The sequence below is a fragment of the Pseudomonas sp. RGM 3321 genome (assembly GCF_022836805.1).
Classification (GTDB): domain Bacteria; phylum Pseudomonadota; class Gammaproteobacteria; order Pseudomonadales; family Pseudomonadaceae; genus Aquipseudomonas.
This window is the reverse complement of sequence record NZ_JALHBH010000082.1, coordinates 1-13,589: the sequence shown is the minus strand read 5'-3', so window position 1 is coordinate 13,589 and position 13,589 is coordinate 1. Positions and strand designations below refer to the sequence as shown.

The window sequence follows — 13,589 nt, the reverse complement described above, 5'->3', positions numbered from 1 at the left end:
ATGCCTGAATTACCCGAAGTAGAAACCACCCGTCGCGGTATTGCGCCCCATCTTGAAGGTCAGCGTGTCAGCCGCGTTATCGTGCGCGACAGCCGTTTGCGCTGGCCCATTCCCGAAGACCTGGACATCCGTATGTCCGGGCAGCGTATCGTGCAGGTGGACCGGCGCGCCAAGTACCTGCTGATTCAGGCCGAAGTGGGCACGCTGATCAGCCACTTGGGCATGTCGGGCAATCTGCGCCTTGTCGAGGCCGGGCTTCCGGCGCTCAAGCACGAGCATGTCGATATCGAACTGGAGTCCGGGCTGGCCTTGCGCTATACCGACCCGCGTCGATTCGGTGCGATGCTCTGGAGCCTCGATCCGCATAACCACGAATTGTTGATTCGTCTGGGGCCGGAGCCGCTGACCGATCTGTTCGACGGTGAGCGCCTTTACGAGCGCTCGCGCGGCAAGTCGATTGCGGTCAAACCGTTTGTCATGGACAACGCCGTGGTGGTCGGGGTGGGCAATATCTACGCGACCGAAGCACTGTTCGCGGCGGGTATCGACCCGCGGCGCGAAGCTGGAGGAGTCTCACGGGCGCGTTATCTCAAGCTCGCCATCGAGATCAAGCGCATTCTGGCCTACGCTATAGAGCGCGGCGGCACCACCCTGCGTGACTTCATCGGCGGCGACGGTAAGCCGGGGTATTTCCAGCAGGAATTATTTGTCTACGGGCGTGGCGGCCAGCCATGCAAGGTCTGCGGTACAGCGTTGCGTGAAATCAAGCTGGGCCAGCGCGCCAGTGTTTACTGCCCAAAATGCCAGCGCTGAAATTCCAGAGGCGCAGAGCGTGAGGCCACTTGCTTAAGCTGCACCCCTGTTTATAGTGATGGCACCTTAATTATTTGCTATGCCTGAAGGACCAAGCCATGAGCCCGTTTCGTATTCTTGCTGCCACGCTGGCGCTGTTTGTCGGCCTGCAGGCACTGCCTGCGATTGCCGCCGATGTCTCCACAGGCAGCGGCGATCCGGTCTACACCATTCAGAACCCGCCAGCGTTCGCGATGATCGGCGATCTGCTGATCGCCCGACCGCTGTTGATCGCGGCAACGGTCATCGGTACAGGGCTGTTCGTGATTGCTGCGCCTTTTGCAGCGGCAGGCGGCAACCTCGGCGCAACGGGCAAGGCGCTAGTGGTCGATCCGGGCAAGGCAGCCTTTGTGCGTTGCCTGGGTTGCACCGGTGACGGGTATGGCAAGCAGCAGTAAAGGCTGTATCAGGCTTTGCTGGTGATGATCCGGTACTTGTCCATCAGCTGCTCTTTGCTCTCGACGTGATTTTCATCCAGGGGGATGCAGTCGACCGGGCAAACCTGCTGGCATTGAGGCTCGTCGTAGTGCCCCACACATTCGGTGCACAGGTTCGGGTTGATCACGTAGATCTCCTCGCCTTGTGAAATCGCCTCGTTTGGGCACTCGGGTTCGCAGACGTCGCAGTTGATGCAATCGTCAGTGATGATAAGGGACATGAATTGCTCCTGCCGCGGCCGACGCCGGGGCACATTAAAACCAATGCGGCGAATTGTGCCGCATTAGGCTTCGGGATGCACCTTCACATGCAGTGCGTCTAGCGCTTGAAGCGTTCGGTCAGCGCCTGAGCGACAGCAGGATGAACGAATTTGGTGATATCACCGCCCAACGCCGCGATTTCACGTACCAACGTCGAGGAAATGAACGAGTAGCGCTCTGAAGGCGTGAGGAACAGGCTTTCGACGTCCGGTGCCAGCTGACGATTCATGTTGGCCAACTGAAACTCGTACTCAAAGTCCGACACTGCGCGAAGGCCGCGCAGGAAGACGTTGGCATTCTGTTCCTTGGCAAAATGCGCGAGCAGCGTCGAAAAGCCGACAACTTCTACGTTAGGCAGGTGTTTGGTGACTTCGCGGGCCAGTTCGACACGTTGTTCCAGAGGAAACAGCGGGTTTTTCTTCGGGCTGGCGGCAACCGCAATGACCACGTGGTCGAACAGCCGCGAGGCGCGCTCGACCAAATCTCCATGGCCCTTGGTAATCGGGTCGAAGGTGCCTGGGTACAACACTCGGTTCATCGCGTCGTCCTGGTCGGAGTCCGTTGTGGGACTCGGATGGTATCGCAGCCTTCCCGATGGGCCAAGCTGTGTGACAGGCGCCAAGCGTCGTATTGCGCCGATTATCGGCCATGTTTCAGACCAAACCCACGATTTTGGGGCTATTTACTGCAATGGGGATAATGTTCGACGCGTAGCAAATGGCGAAGACACGGTGTGTTCAACTTGCCTGCGTCGACCCGCCACTGTCACTGCTTCGATTCTGCCACCATTGCAGCACCTGCCTGCGCTAAGATTGCCATCATATGATTAGCAATTAGAGTGGCCTTGCCCGCATGGCACCCCGTACCAACACCCGTGAACGCATCGTGCAAACCAGTCTGGAGCTGTTCAATCAGCAGGGCGAACGAAGCGTGACCACCAATCACATTGCTGCGCATATGGAAATCTCGCCCGGCAATCTCTATTACCACTTCGCCAACAAGCAGGTAATCATTGCCGAGCTGTTCACCGAGTACGAAACGCTGGTGGGCAGTTTTCTGACCCTGCCTGCCGACCGCCCGCCGACCATCGAGGACAAGCGCGATTATTTTCTGGCGATAATGGGCGCCATGTGGCGCTATCGTTTTCTGCACCGCGACCTTGAGCACCTGTTGACGTCGGATACGGAGCTGGCGAGGCGTTACCGGCGCTTTTCGTATCGCTGCCTGATGCAGGCGATGACCATCTATCGAGGGTTCATCAAGGCCGGCATCCTGAAAATGGATGAATCGCAGATCGAGTGGACCAGCCTCAACACCTGGATCGTTCTGACGTCGTGGGTGCGCTTTCTGTGCACCAACCGGGAAAACTCTACAGAGTTGAACGAATCGGCGATTCGACGTGGCGTCTATCAGGTACTTATGCTCGAATCTGTGTTTGTCGCGCCTCAGGCTCGCGAAGCGTTCGACACGCTGTGCGAAACGTTTCATTCGCCGTTGCCTGAGGTTCTGATGTGAAATTCAGAGCCGATGAGCGACCCGCTTGTCGGTTCTCTGCCACAGGAGTGTGTCATGTCCATTGCGCAACTGATCAGCCCCGAGCAACTGGCTGCACGACAGAAAACCCCGGGTCTGGTGATTCTCGATTGCCGTTATGCGCTCGAAGATTCCGATTACGGTCAGCGCAGTTACGCCCAGGGGCGTATCGAGGGCGCGTCCTTTGCCGATCTGAAGCGCGACCTCAGCGGGCCCGTGATCAAAGGCAAAACAGGCCGCCACCCGCTGCCGGAGCCCGACGCCTTGTTACAGTGTTTTCAGGCATGGGGCATCAATGCTGACAGCGATGTCGTGCTGTACGACGACGGACCAGGAATGTATGCCGCGCGCGCCTGGTGGTTGCTGGCCTGGATGGGCAAACGCGAAGGTGTTTACCTGCTCGATGGCGGGCTGAAAGCCTGGCACGCTGCTGGGCTGCCGTTGAGCCTCGACGCGCCGAATCGTGAACCGGGCAGTTTCAGCGGTGAGCCGGACATGTCGATGGTGCTCAGCGGCAGTCGCCTGCATGGCCGCCTCGGTCGCCCGGAAATGACCTTGATCGACGCCCGCGCCGAAGCGCGCTTTCGAGGTGACGTAGAGCCTCTGGACCCCGTAGCCGGGCACATTCCCGGTGCCCAGTGTGCGGCCTGCACCGATAACCTCGGGCCGGATGGACGCTTTTTGCCACATGAGCAGCTCAGGAAGCGTTTCGCTGAAAAACTGCAGGGTCGTCCGCCGGAAAGTCTGGTGTCCTACTGCGGATCAGGCGTCACGGCCTGCCATAACCTGTTCGCCCTGTGCCTTGCCGGATACCCGTTGGCAACGCTTTATGCGGGCTCGTGGAGTGAGTGGATCAACGATCCTGAGCATGAAATTGCCACTGGCGCCGCTTGATCCGTCGTCAGCCTGATCAGGCGTTTTCGCGCTGATGTGCAGCGCTTAGCCATAGCGGGATGCGGCGCTCAAGGTAATAGCCCGGATTGCGCAGCGAGCCGTCGACGAAACCGACATGCCCGCCTCTGGCGTGTAGCTCAAACTCGGTGCAGGACGACAGCTCGCTCGGTTCGGGGAGGCTGTGGGGGAACACGAACGGGTCGTCGCTGGACTGGATGATCAGTGTCGGCGTCTGAATCTGACCCAGATAGTAGCGGCTGGATGCCCTGCGGTAGTAATCCGTGGCGTCGGTAAAACCATGCAGCGGTGCAGTCACCCGTCCATCGAAGTCCCAGAACGTTCGCATGTTTTCCAGTGAGCCCAGCGCGGCGAGTTCGGCCAGCCCCTCGCTGATGCCTTCATGCTGGAAGCGATACTGTTTGTCACGGATATACGCCAGCATTTCGCGCATGAAGTGTCGTTGATAAACCCTGGAGAACCCTTGGCCGATGCGGTTGGCGCATTCGTCCAGCCGAAACGGCACTGACACCGCCACCGCGCCCCGAAGATCACTGCTGGCGCCGGACTCCCCCAGGTACTTGAGCAACACATTGCCGCCCAGCGAATACCCCGCCGCATAAATCGGAGCCAATGGCCGCAGCGAACGCAAATGAGCGATCACCTCGGCCAGATCCTCGCTCGCGCCGGAATGATAACTGCGTGACAGCAGGTTCGGCTCTCCCGAGCACCCGCGCCAGTTCAGCGCCACACTGGGCCATCCCTGCGCCGCCATGGCCTTTTGCAGACCGGCTACATACGGCGAATTGGACGACCCGGTCAGGCCGTGCAGTACAAGAACCAGGGGTTTATCGGGCTCATCCGGACCATGCCAGTCCATGTCCAGAAAATCCCCATCCTTCAACCACAACCGCTCGCGAGTGCGCGCCAGCAGCGTCGGCTTGCGCAGCAGCGGCCCCCACAGCGTCTGCAAATGCGGATTGCCCATGCCTGCGGCCGGGACGAATGGATTGGCATGGGATAGAAAGGTAGGGCGTGTGGACACGTGCTTGCTCAACGATCGGTGCAGTGACTGAAGCTGTACGTTGCCATTAAGTGGCCTGGGATGTAAGTGGCTTGACGGTGTCGTTGCGTATAGAAATGCGTTTCGTGACGCTCTGCATCGCAAAAGAGTACGCACAGCGTCCAGAACGGCATGCCGACGCCGAGCGTCGCACGATAGTCGAGGTTATCGTTCCGCACGCTCCAGCGTGGGAATGCCTTTCACGACGCTCTGCGTCGTCAAGAGGACGCGGAGCGCCCAGAACTGCATGCGACGCGGAGCGTCGCACGATAGTTGTAGTTGCTCCAGGGTGGGAATGCCTTTCATGACGCTATGCGTCGTCAACAGGACGCGGAACTTTCAGAGCTGCATGCCAAGCGCGGAGCACTGATACGTGAGCTGTCAGCCCTAGCCCCGCTGCCACAACGCGTAATACACCTGCCCGGCCTTTTTCTCGCGGTGCAATCGCCAGCTGCCCGGCAAACCGGTGGTTGATGGCGGGGTTTCGCTTTCGGTGTAGATCCAGGCGGTGTCGGCCAGCCAGCCGTGGCTTTCCAGCAGGTTGCAGGCTGAAGCCAGCAGGCTTTGATGGAAGGGCGGGTCGAGGAAAACCACGTCGAAGGGCGATGCCGTGGCGGTTTCCAGATGGCGCAGGGCGTCGGTCTGGGAGACCTGGCCGCTGGTGCAGTTCAGTGCGTTGAGGTTCTGGCGCAGGCTGGCGATGGCCGCCGCGTTGCTGTCCAGCGCCAGGCCCATGCTGGCGCCACGGGACAGGGCTTCGAAATACAGTGCGCCGCTGCCGGTGAAAACGTCCAGCACCCTGGCACCTGCGATGTAGGGCGCCAGCCAGTTGAACAGGGTTTCGCGCACGCGATCAGGCGTCGGGCGCAGGCCGGGGGCGTCGGGGAAGGTCAGGCGACGACTGCCCCATTCTCCGCCGATGATACGCAACTGACCCAGGCCGTTGTGGCCCTTCGGACGTGGATTGGCCATCAGTGTTCCGGGACCCCTACAGGCTGGCGGGTGGGTTTGTCGGTCGGCGCTGGCAGTGGCTTTTGCTCCACGGTCGGGCCAACGGTAACAATGACCATTTTATCGGCACTCAGGTGCTTGCTCATCGCAGCTTTCACCTGTTCGACGGTCACGCTCTGGGCGGCTGCCATGTAGTCCTCAAGGTAGGTCAGCGGCAGATTGTAGAAGCCGATCGCACCTAGCTGGCCCACGATGGCCGAATTGCTGGCTGCGGTGAGCGGGAAGCTGCCGGTCAGTTCGCGTTTCACATCGTCGACTTCTTTCTGGGTCGGGCCGTTGGCGAGGAAGTCGCGAACGATGTCCTGCACCAGCTTGAGGGTGTTTTCGCTCATTTCTGCACGCGTCTGCAGGCCGATCATGAACGGTCCGGCAACCTGCATGGCGGTGAAGCCTGACGATACACCGTAGGTCAGGCCGCGTTTTTCCCGCACTTCGGTCATCAGTCGGCTGCCGAAACCGCCACCACCCAGTACCGAGTTACCAACGGTCAGCGCCGCGTAATCCGGGTCGTTACGGTCAATGCCCAGTTGCGCGAGCATCAGGTGGGTCTGGTTGGACGCGAATTCGATATGCGTGGTGCCTGCCTTCGGCTCAACTGGATCAGCGACCTTCGCCAGCGCCGGACCTTTGGGCAGCGAAGCGGAAACCTGCGCCGCGACGGCTTGCGCTTCGTCTCGCGACAGATCGCCTACCAGAGCAATCACCGCATTGCCTGCCGCATAGCCTTTGGCGTGGAAGGCCTTGAGCTGGGCCAGGGTAATGGCATTGATGCTTTTTGCGTCGCCTTCGCTCGGGTGAGCGTAGGGATGGTCGCCGTACAGACGGTTGAACAGTTCCTTGCTGGCGATAGCGCCGGGGTTCTGTTTCTGACTCTCGAAGCTCGCGATCAACTGGTTTTTGATACGGGCCAGAGAATCGGCAGGGAAGGTGGGCTTGCCCACGACTTCGCTGAACAGCTTCAGGGCCGGGTCGCGCTTGTCGGCAGTACTCAGGCTGCGCAAGGACGTGACCGCCATGTCACGGTAGGAACCGTTGCTGAAATCCGCTCCCAGGCCTTCGAAGCCCTGAGCGATGGCGTTGACGTCCTTGCCTTTGACGCCCTCATTGAGCATGGCATTGGTCAACAGGGCAATGCCGGGCGATTTCTGGTCCTGGCTGCTGCCTGCGGCAAATGTCAGGCGCATGTCGAACATCGGCAACTCACGCGATTCCACGAACAGGACCCTGGCACCCTCGGCGGTATTCCAGGTCTGGATATTCAGGGCGCGACGGGCCGGAGCCTTGCCGTCCAGTTCCTTGAGGGTCTGCAGGCTGCTGCCCAGCGCGGGAGCGGCCTGGCCCTGCTCGGCAGGGGCGTCGTCGGCCAGGGCCGGCAGTACGAAAAAGGCACCGAGCGAACCGGCCAGGATCAGGCCAAGCAGCGCATGACGTGGAGCATTGCGCGTGATCATTTGGCTTTCTCCTCAGGCAGAACGTGCGCAACGCTTAGGCGCTCACGGGTGAAATAGGTGTTGGCTGCTTTCTGAATGTCCTGCGGGGTCACGCTCTGCAGGGCTTCCAGCTCATTGTCCATCAGCTTCCAGGACAGGCCGACGGTTTCAAGCTCGCCGATCATGGTCGCCTGGCTGGTAATCGAGTCGCGCTCGTAAACCACGCCCGCAATGACCTGAGCCCGAACGCGCTCCAGTTCTTCGGCGGACGGTGCCTTGGTTTTCAGCTCATCGAGCAGGCGCCAGATCCCGGCTTCCACATCGGCCAGGGTTTTCTTCTTCTGCTGGTTGGGTGTGGCGCTGATCATGAACAGGCTGTCGCCGCGAGCGAACGCGTCGTAACGCGACGAGGCACCGGAGACCAGCTCTTCGCCACGTTCCAGGCGTGCGGGAATGCGTGCGCTGTAACCACCGTCGAGCAGTGCTGCAATCAGGCGCAGGGCATTCGCCGAACGTGGGTCTTCAGCGGTCGCAACGCTTGGCACGTTGAAGCCGTAAATCAGGCTGGGCAATTGGGTTTTGACGTGCAGAGTGATCTTGCGCTCGCCCGGCTCGGCCAGTTCCAGCGGTTTTTTCGAGGGCGGCACGTCGCGGCGCGGGATCGGGCCGAAGAAACGCTCTGCCAGGGCTTTGACCTCGTCCGGCTGCACATCGCCAACCACCACCAGCGTGGCGTTGTTCGGCGCATACCAGGATTCGTACCAGTGGCGCAGCTCTTCAACCTTCATGCGCTCCAGGTCCGCCATCCAGCCAATGGTCGGCGTGTGATAGCCGCTGGCAGGGTAGGCCATCGCCTTGAAACGCTCGAACGCCTTGCCCATCGGCTTGTCATCGGTGCGCAGGCGGCGCTCTTCCTTGATGACTTCGATCTCGCGGCTGAACTCGTCGGCGGGCAATTTCAGGGTTGCCATGCGATCGGCTTCCAGTTCCAGCGCGACGCTCAGGCGATCGCGGGCCAGGACCTGATAGTAGGCGGTATAGTCATCGCTGGTGAACGCATTCTCTTCAGCGCCCAGATCGCGCAGAATCAGCGAGGATTCACCCGGCCCGGTCTTGCTGCTGCCCTTGAACATCATGTGTTCGAGCGCATGGGACAGGCCGGTCTGGCCGGGTGTTTCGTAGCTGGAGCCGACCTTGTACCAGATCTGGGAAACCACCACCGGAGCGCGGTGATCTTCGCGGACGACAACCTTCAGGCCGTTGTCCAGGGTAAATTCATGGGTCGGTTGCGGATCAGCAGCCAATGCTGTCAAGGGCAGACAAATTGTGCTGAGCAGCAGGCCTGCGGCGCGGCGGGCTAGAGCATTCATTCGTAGTTTGAACCTGTAGGACGGCCCGCGTGAACTTAGCGTCGGCGGGCGCGGGGGTGTTAGGATACTGATCCGTTTGCTTCAGAGACAGCCTTCACTGGCCGATTGCGAGTGAAACCTGTCTGAAACGCAGGTAAAGGTAGCGCTTCAAGCGGCCGTTGAGTGAACAAGAAGTCCTAAACGCAGTCTGTTTTGCATGTCAGAATTTTTCCGGGTCGCCCTCTGGCGCCCCGCAACCTTGAGATAGCCGTCCTCCATGTTTGGTTCCAACGACGACAAGAAGACCCCAGCCGAGGCTGGAGAGAAGAAAGGCCTGTTCGGATGGCTGCGCAAGAAACCGCAGCAAGCCGAGCCAGCGCCACAAGAATCATCCCCGACGCAACCCGATCCGGTCCACGACCCGGTTGTGACCACGCCGCAGGTTGAGCCTCCTGTTGCCTCGCAATCTGTACCCGAGAGCATCGTCGAACCGGCTGCGCATTCGCAGCAAGGTCACGTTGAGCCAGGTGCGCCGTCGCCTCAGCCGTGGCTGACCTTGCCGGTAACCGAAGAGCCCGTGGCACTGAGTGACGAGCGCGAGCCGCACATCACCCCGCCAATCCCAGAGCAAAATCAGGCTCATGCCGTGCCCGAGCCGGTCGCAGCGGAACCTGTGGCAGATATCGTGCCGCTGAGTGTTCCCGAGCCGCTGCTGGTGCAGCCTGTTCCAGAACCAGAACCCGTCGTAGCGCAGGCTGTGCCACAACCGGTAGCGCCTGTTCCGCAAGTGGTTCCTGCTCTGGCCCCTGCTCCGGTACAAGAGCCTGAAACCGGCAAGGTCGGCTTCTTTGCTCGCCTGAAGCAGGGGCTGTCGAAAACCAGCGCCAGCATTGGCGAAGGCATGGCCAGCCTGTTCCTGGGCAAGAAAGCCATCGATGATGACCTGCTGGAAGAAATTGAAACCCGTCTGCTGACCGCCGATGTCGGCGTTGAGGCGACATCGGTCATCATTCAGAGCCTGACCCAGAAAGTCGCCCGCAAGCAATTGACCGACGCCCAGGCCTTGTACACCTCATTGCAGGGCGAACTGGCCGCGATGCTCAAGCCTGTCGAGCAACCGCTGGTGATCAAGGCAGAACACAAGCCGTTCGTAATTCTGGTGGTCGGCGTCAATGGCGCGGGCAAGACCACGACCATCGGCAAGCTGGCCAAGAAGCTGCAACTGGAAGGCAAGAAAGTCATGCTGGCAGCGGGTGACACCTTCCGCGCTGCGGCCGTCGAGCAGTTGCAGGTCTGGGGTGAGCGCAACCACATCCCGGTGATCGCCCAGCACACCGGTGCCGATTCCGCCTCGGTGATTTTCGATGCCGTGCAGGCCGCCAAGGCCCGTGGCATTGATGTGTTGATCGCCGACACCGCCGGTCGCCTGCACACCAAGGACAACCTGATGGAGGAGTTGAAGAAGGTTCGCCGGGTGATCGGCAAGCTGGACGCGGATGCCCCTCACGAGGTTCTGTTGGTTCTTGATGCAGGTACCGGGCAGAACGCTATCAATCAGGCCAAACAATTCAACCAGACGGTCACGTTGACCGGGCTGGCGCTTACCAAGCTGGATGGCACAGCCAAAGGCGGCGTTATTTTCGCCCTGGCCAAGCAGTTCGGCTTGCCGATTCGCTATATCGGCGTCGGTGAAGGTATCGATGACTTGCGTACCTTCGAGGCCGAACCCTTTGTTCAGGCACTGTTTGCGGAGCGGGAGCGTCCATGATTCGATTCGAGCAGGTCGGTAAGCGCTACCCGAATGGACATGTCGGGTTGCATGAACTGAGCTTTCGAGTACGCCGCGGCGAGTTTTTGTTCGTCACTGGTCATTCCGGTGCCGGCAAAAGCACGCTGTTACGCCTGTTGCTGGCCATGGAGCGTCCAACCACCGGCAAACTGATGCTGGCCGGCCAGGACCTTGGGCAAATCAGCAACGCACAGATCCCGTTTCTGCGTCGTCAGATCGGCGTAGTGTTCCAGAATCACCAGTTGCTGTTCGATCGCACGGTGTTCAACAACATTGCGTTGCCCTTGCAGATCCTTGGCCTGTCCAAGCCCGAGATTGCCAAGCGGGTCGACTCGGCGCTTGAGCGTGTGGCGCTGTCCGACAAGGCCGAGCTGTACCCCGGCGACCTGTCCACCGGTCAGCAACAGCGCGTCGGGATTGCCCGCGCCATTGTCCATCGCCCGGCCTTGCTGCTGGCCGATGAACCGACCGGTAACCTCGACCCGCGTCTGGCGGCGGAAATCATGGGCGTGTTTGAAGATATCAACCGACTGGGGACCAGTGTGCTGATTGCCAGTCACGACCTTGCATTGATTGCCCGCATGCGCCATCGCATGTTGACCCTGCAGCGCGGTCGTCTGATCGGTGACGGGGAGGCCGGAGTATGAGTGCTACACGCAGCCCCAAGGTTTCCGAACGCGTTGCGCCCAAGGCCGCCGATCCAGTGCCGCCGAAAAAGAAAAAGCAGCGTCACGACCATGATGATGACGGCCCGGATTTCAGTGCGTTGTTGTCGGCGTGGCTGGAAAGCCATCGCTCCAGCCTGCTGGACAGCCTGCGACGTCTGGGAAAACAACCGATTGGCAGTTTCTTTACCTGTCTGGTGATGGCGATTGCCTTGAGCCTGCCGATGGGCCTGTCATTGCTACTGAGCAATGTCGAGCGTCTGGGTGGTTCGTGGCAGCGCGCGGCACAGATTTCCATCTACCTGAAGCTGGATGCCAGCACCGCTGATGGCACTCGCTTGCGTGATGAAATCAAGTCGATGCCCGGCGTGGCAGATGCCGAGTACATCAGTAGCGAGCAGGCATTGGGCGAGTTCAAGCAGCAGTCTGGTCTGGGCGAGGCGCTAAAGGAATTGCCAGAGAACCCGCTTCCGGGTGTGGTGCTGGTAACGCCGGATGAAGTGGACAAACCTGCGCTGGAAGCCTTGCGCACGCGCTTGGCAGAACTGCCTAAAGTCGAGCAGGCGCAGCTGGACCTGGTCTGGGTCGAAAGGCTGGCCGCGATCCTCAAGCTGGGGGACCGGTTCGTTTTCGGCTTGACGGTTTTGCTGGTCTCGGCTTTGCTGTTAGTAATTGGTAACACAATTCGTCTACATATTGAAAACCGCCGCATCGAAATCGAAGTCATCAAGCTGGTGGGTGGTACTGACAGCTACGTGCGCAGACCCTTCCTTTATATGGGCGCGCTGTACGGTTTCGGGGCAGGTATCCTGTCCTGGGGCGTTCTGGCTTATGGCCTGAACTGGCTGAACGGTGCGGTCGTCGGGCTGGCAGGTCTCTATGGAAGCGACTTTGCGCTGGCAGGTGTTCCGATGGGTGATGGTCTTTCGCTCTTGCTTGGAGCTGTTCTGTTAGGGTATATCGGTGCCTGGATTGCGGTCGCTCGTCACTTGCGTGAGCTGGCGCCCCGTTAGAGGCAAATTTTTGTTCACCAGACTGGCTTCTGAAAATCAAGGAACTTGGTTAGCGGTTCCGGGTCAATCTGGCTATTGCTGAACTGCACATAACCTGTGCGCTGGAGGTTTTTTCGTATGACCACTTCTTTGCAACCTGCTTATGCTTTAGTCCCGGGTGCGAACCTTGAGGCCTATGTGCACACGGTCAACAGCATTCCCTTGCTGACGCCCGAGCAGGAGCGTGAACTGGCTGAGAGTCTCTACTATGAGCAGGATCTGGACGCGGCCCGACAAATGGTCCTCGCCCACCTGCGCTTTGTCGTGCACATCGCGCGCAGTTATTCGGGTTACGGTCTGGCTCAGGCTGACCTGATTCAGGAAGGTAACGTTGGTCTGATGAAGGCCGTGAAGCGTTTCAACCCCGAAATGGGCGTGCGTCTGGTGTCCTTTGCCGTGCACTGGATCAAGGCCGAGATTCACGAGTTCATCCTGCGTAACTGGCGCATCGTCAAGGTCGCCACCACAAAGGCGCAGCGCAAGCTGTTCTTCAACCTGCGCAGCCAGAAGAAGCGTCTGGCCTGGCTGAACAACGACGAGGTGCATCGCGTCGCGGAAAGCCTGGGCGTCGAACCGCGTGAAGTGCGGGAGATGGAAAGCCGTCTGACCGGCCATGACATGGCCTTTGACCCGGCCGCCGAAGCGGATGACGACAGCGCGTTCCAGTCGCCGGCCAATTATCTGGAAGACCACCGTTACGACCCGGCGCGGCAACTGGAAGATTCCGACTGGGCCGACAACTCCACCGCCAATCTGCATCAGGCGCTGGACGTGCTGGACGAACGCAGCCGCGACATCCTCTACCAGCGCTGGCTGGCAGAAGAAAAAGCCACGCTGCACGATCTGGCGCAGAAGTACAACGTCTCCGCCGAGCGTATTCGTCAGCTGGAAAAAAGCGCGATGAACAAGCTCAAGACGTCGATCGCCGCGTAAGGCTACCCGGCGACGAAAAACGCCCCGAGATGATCGGGGCGTTTTTGTTTGTGTATCAGCCTGTGCCTGTGCTCGAGCGTAGGAGCGAACTTGTTCGCGAAAGGGCCCGTACAGTCGCAGAAGATTTGGCGTTGAAAACAAAGCTTTCGCGAACAAGTTCGCTCCTACAAAAGCCATCCGGCTCCCATGCCCAAACGTAGGAGATTCTATGGTTTTGGGAAAGCCCTCAAGCCACTTTTGTTTGATATTCGCTCTGGTTCTTTAACAGAGCGAAGACTACTCGAGCTAACTTTCGGGCGAGCATGACCAGCGCTTGAGTTGTA

14 protein-coding genes and 1 pseudogene are annotated in these 13,589 nt (G+C 59.8%); 8 read left to right on the top strand and 7 right to left on the bottom strand.

Annotated elements, in window-relative coordinates; all coding sequences use genetic code 11:
• Nucleotides 1–813, top strand: a complete 813-nt coding sequence (gene mutM / locus RGM3321_RS02020; RefSeq protein ID WP_244391322.1) for a bifunctional DNA-formamidopyrimidine glycosylase/DNA-(apurinic or apyrimidinic site) lyase — start codon at nt 1–3, stop codon at nt 811–813.
• A 98-nt stretch (nt 814–911) separates the two neighbouring features.
• Nucleotides 912–1,250: a hypothetical protein gene (locus tag RGM3321_RS02015; RefSeq protein ID WP_004663352.1), complete on the top strand. Its 339-nt coding sequence runs from the start codon at nt 912–914 to the stop codon at nt 1,248–1,250.
• An 8-nt stretch (nt 1,251–1,258) separates the two neighbouring features.
• Here the strand turns inward: RGM3321_RS02015 and RGM3321_RS02010 are convergent, their stop codons facing one another.
• Nucleotides 1,259–1,510: a YfhL family 4Fe-4S dicluster ferredoxin gene (locus RGM3321_RS02010; protein ID WP_003316325.1), complete on the bottom strand. Its 252-nt coding sequence runs from the start codon at nt 1,508–1,510 to the stop codon at nt 1,259–1,261.
• A 98-nt stretch (nt 1,511–1,608) separates the two neighbouring features.
• Nucleotides 1,609–2,088, bottom strand: a complete 480-nt coding sequence (gene coaD, locus RGM3321_RS02005; protein ID WP_002555639.1) for a pantetheine-phosphate adenylyltransferase — start codon at nt 2,086–2,088, stop codon at nt 1,609–1,611.
• A gap of 314 nt (nt 2,089–2,402) precedes the next feature.
• Here coaD and RGM3321_RS02000 point away from each other — a divergent pair, with 314 nt between their 5' ends.
• Both RGM3321_RS02000 and RGM3321_RS01995 read left to right on the top strand, forming a co-directional pair.
• Nucleotides 2,403–3,065 (top strand): TetR/AcrR family transcriptional regulator, encoded by a 663-nt coding sequence (locus RGM3321_RS02000; RefSeq protein WP_244391321.1) that lies wholly within the window; start codon nt 2,403–2,405, stop codon nt 3,063–3,065.
• A 54-nt stretch (nt 3,066–3,119) separates the two neighbouring features.
• Nucleotides 3,120–3,977, top strand: a complete 858-nt coding sequence (locus RGM3321_RS01995) for a sulfurtransferase (RefSeq protein ID WP_244391320.1) — start codon at nt 3,120–3,122, stop codon at nt 3,975–3,977.
• 16 nt (nt 3,978–3,993) lie between these two features.
• Here RGM3321_RS01995 and RGM3321_RS01990 read toward each other — a convergent pair whose 3' ends face one another.
• The 4 genes from RGM3321_RS01990 to RGM3321_RS01975 form a co-directional block, all read right to left on the bottom strand.
• Nucleotides 3,994–5,019, bottom strand: a complete 1,026-nt coding sequence (locus RGM3321_RS01990) for a hydrolase (protein WP_244391319.1) — start codon at nt 5,017–5,019, stop codon at nt 3,994–3,996.
• A 405-nt stretch (nt 5,020–5,424) separates the two neighbouring features.
• Nucleotides 5,425–6,009 carry a 16S rRNA (guanine(966)-N(2))-methyltransferase RsmD gene (gene rsmD / locus RGM3321_RS01985; RefSeq protein WP_244391317.1) on the bottom strand — a complete coding sequence of 195 codons (585 nt, stop codon included), beginning with the start codon at nt 6,007–6,009 and terminating at the stop codon, nt 5,425–5,427.
• Nucleotides 6,009–7,499 (bottom strand): pitrilysin family protein, encoded by a 1,491-nt coding sequence (locus RGM3321_RS01980; protein ID WP_244391312.1) that lies wholly within the window; start codon nt 7,497–7,499, stop codon nt 6,009–6,011. The genes rsmD and RGM3321_RS01980 overlap by 1 nt, the downstream gene beginning before the upstream one ends.
• The gene (locus tag RGM3321_RS01975) at nt 7,496–8,848 is read right to left on the bottom strand and encodes a pitrilysin family protein (protein ID WP_244391310.1); all 1,353 of its coding nucleotides are present in this window, start codon (nt 8,846–8,848) and stop codon (nt 7,496–7,498) included. Before RGM3321_RS01975 ends, RGM3321_RS01980 begins: the two co-directional genes overlap by 4 nt.
• Nucleotides 8,849–9,104: 256 nt before the next feature.
• On the opposite strand from RGM3321_RS01975, the gene ftsY reads away from it, so the two are divergent.
• The 4 genes from ftsY to rpoH all read left to right on the top strand — a co-directional run bounded on the left by ftsY (nt 9,105) and on the right by rpoH (nt 13,266).
• Nucleotides 9,105–10,595, top strand: coding sequence for a signal recognition particle-docking protein FtsY (gene ftsY / locus RGM3321_RS01970; protein WP_244391309.1), 1,491 nt, complete (start codon nt 9,105–9,107; stop codon nt 10,593–10,595).
• The gene (gene ftsE / locus RGM3321_RS01965) at nt 10,592–11,263 is read left to right on the top strand and encodes a cell division ATP-binding protein FtsE (RefSeq protein ID WP_002555631.1); all 672 of its coding nucleotides are present in this window, start codon (nt 10,592–10,594) and stop codon (nt 11,261–11,263) included. Before ftsY ends, ftsE begins: the two co-directional genes overlap by 4 nt.
• Complete coding sequence (ftsX, locus tag RGM3321_RS01960) at nt 11,260–12,294, top strand: permease-like cell division protein FtsX (RefSeq protein ID WP_122281760.1); 1,035 nt, start codon at nt 11,260–11,262, stop codon at nt 12,292–12,294. The genes ftsE and ftsX overlap by 4 nt, the downstream gene beginning before the upstream one ends.
• Before the next feature lie 117 nt (nt 12,295–12,411).
• Nucleotides 12,412–13,266, top strand: a complete 855-nt coding sequence (gene rpoH, locus RGM3321_RS01955; protein WP_244391308.1) for an RNA polymerase sigma factor RpoH — start codon at nt 12,412–12,414, stop codon at nt 13,264–13,266.
• Between the two features lie 226 nt (nt 13,267–13,492).
• Here the strand turns inward: rpoH and RGM3321_RS01950 are convergent.
• A pseudogene (locus RGM3321_RS01950) lies at nt 13,493–13,589 on the bottom strand (IS110 family transposase); the annotation flags it as partial.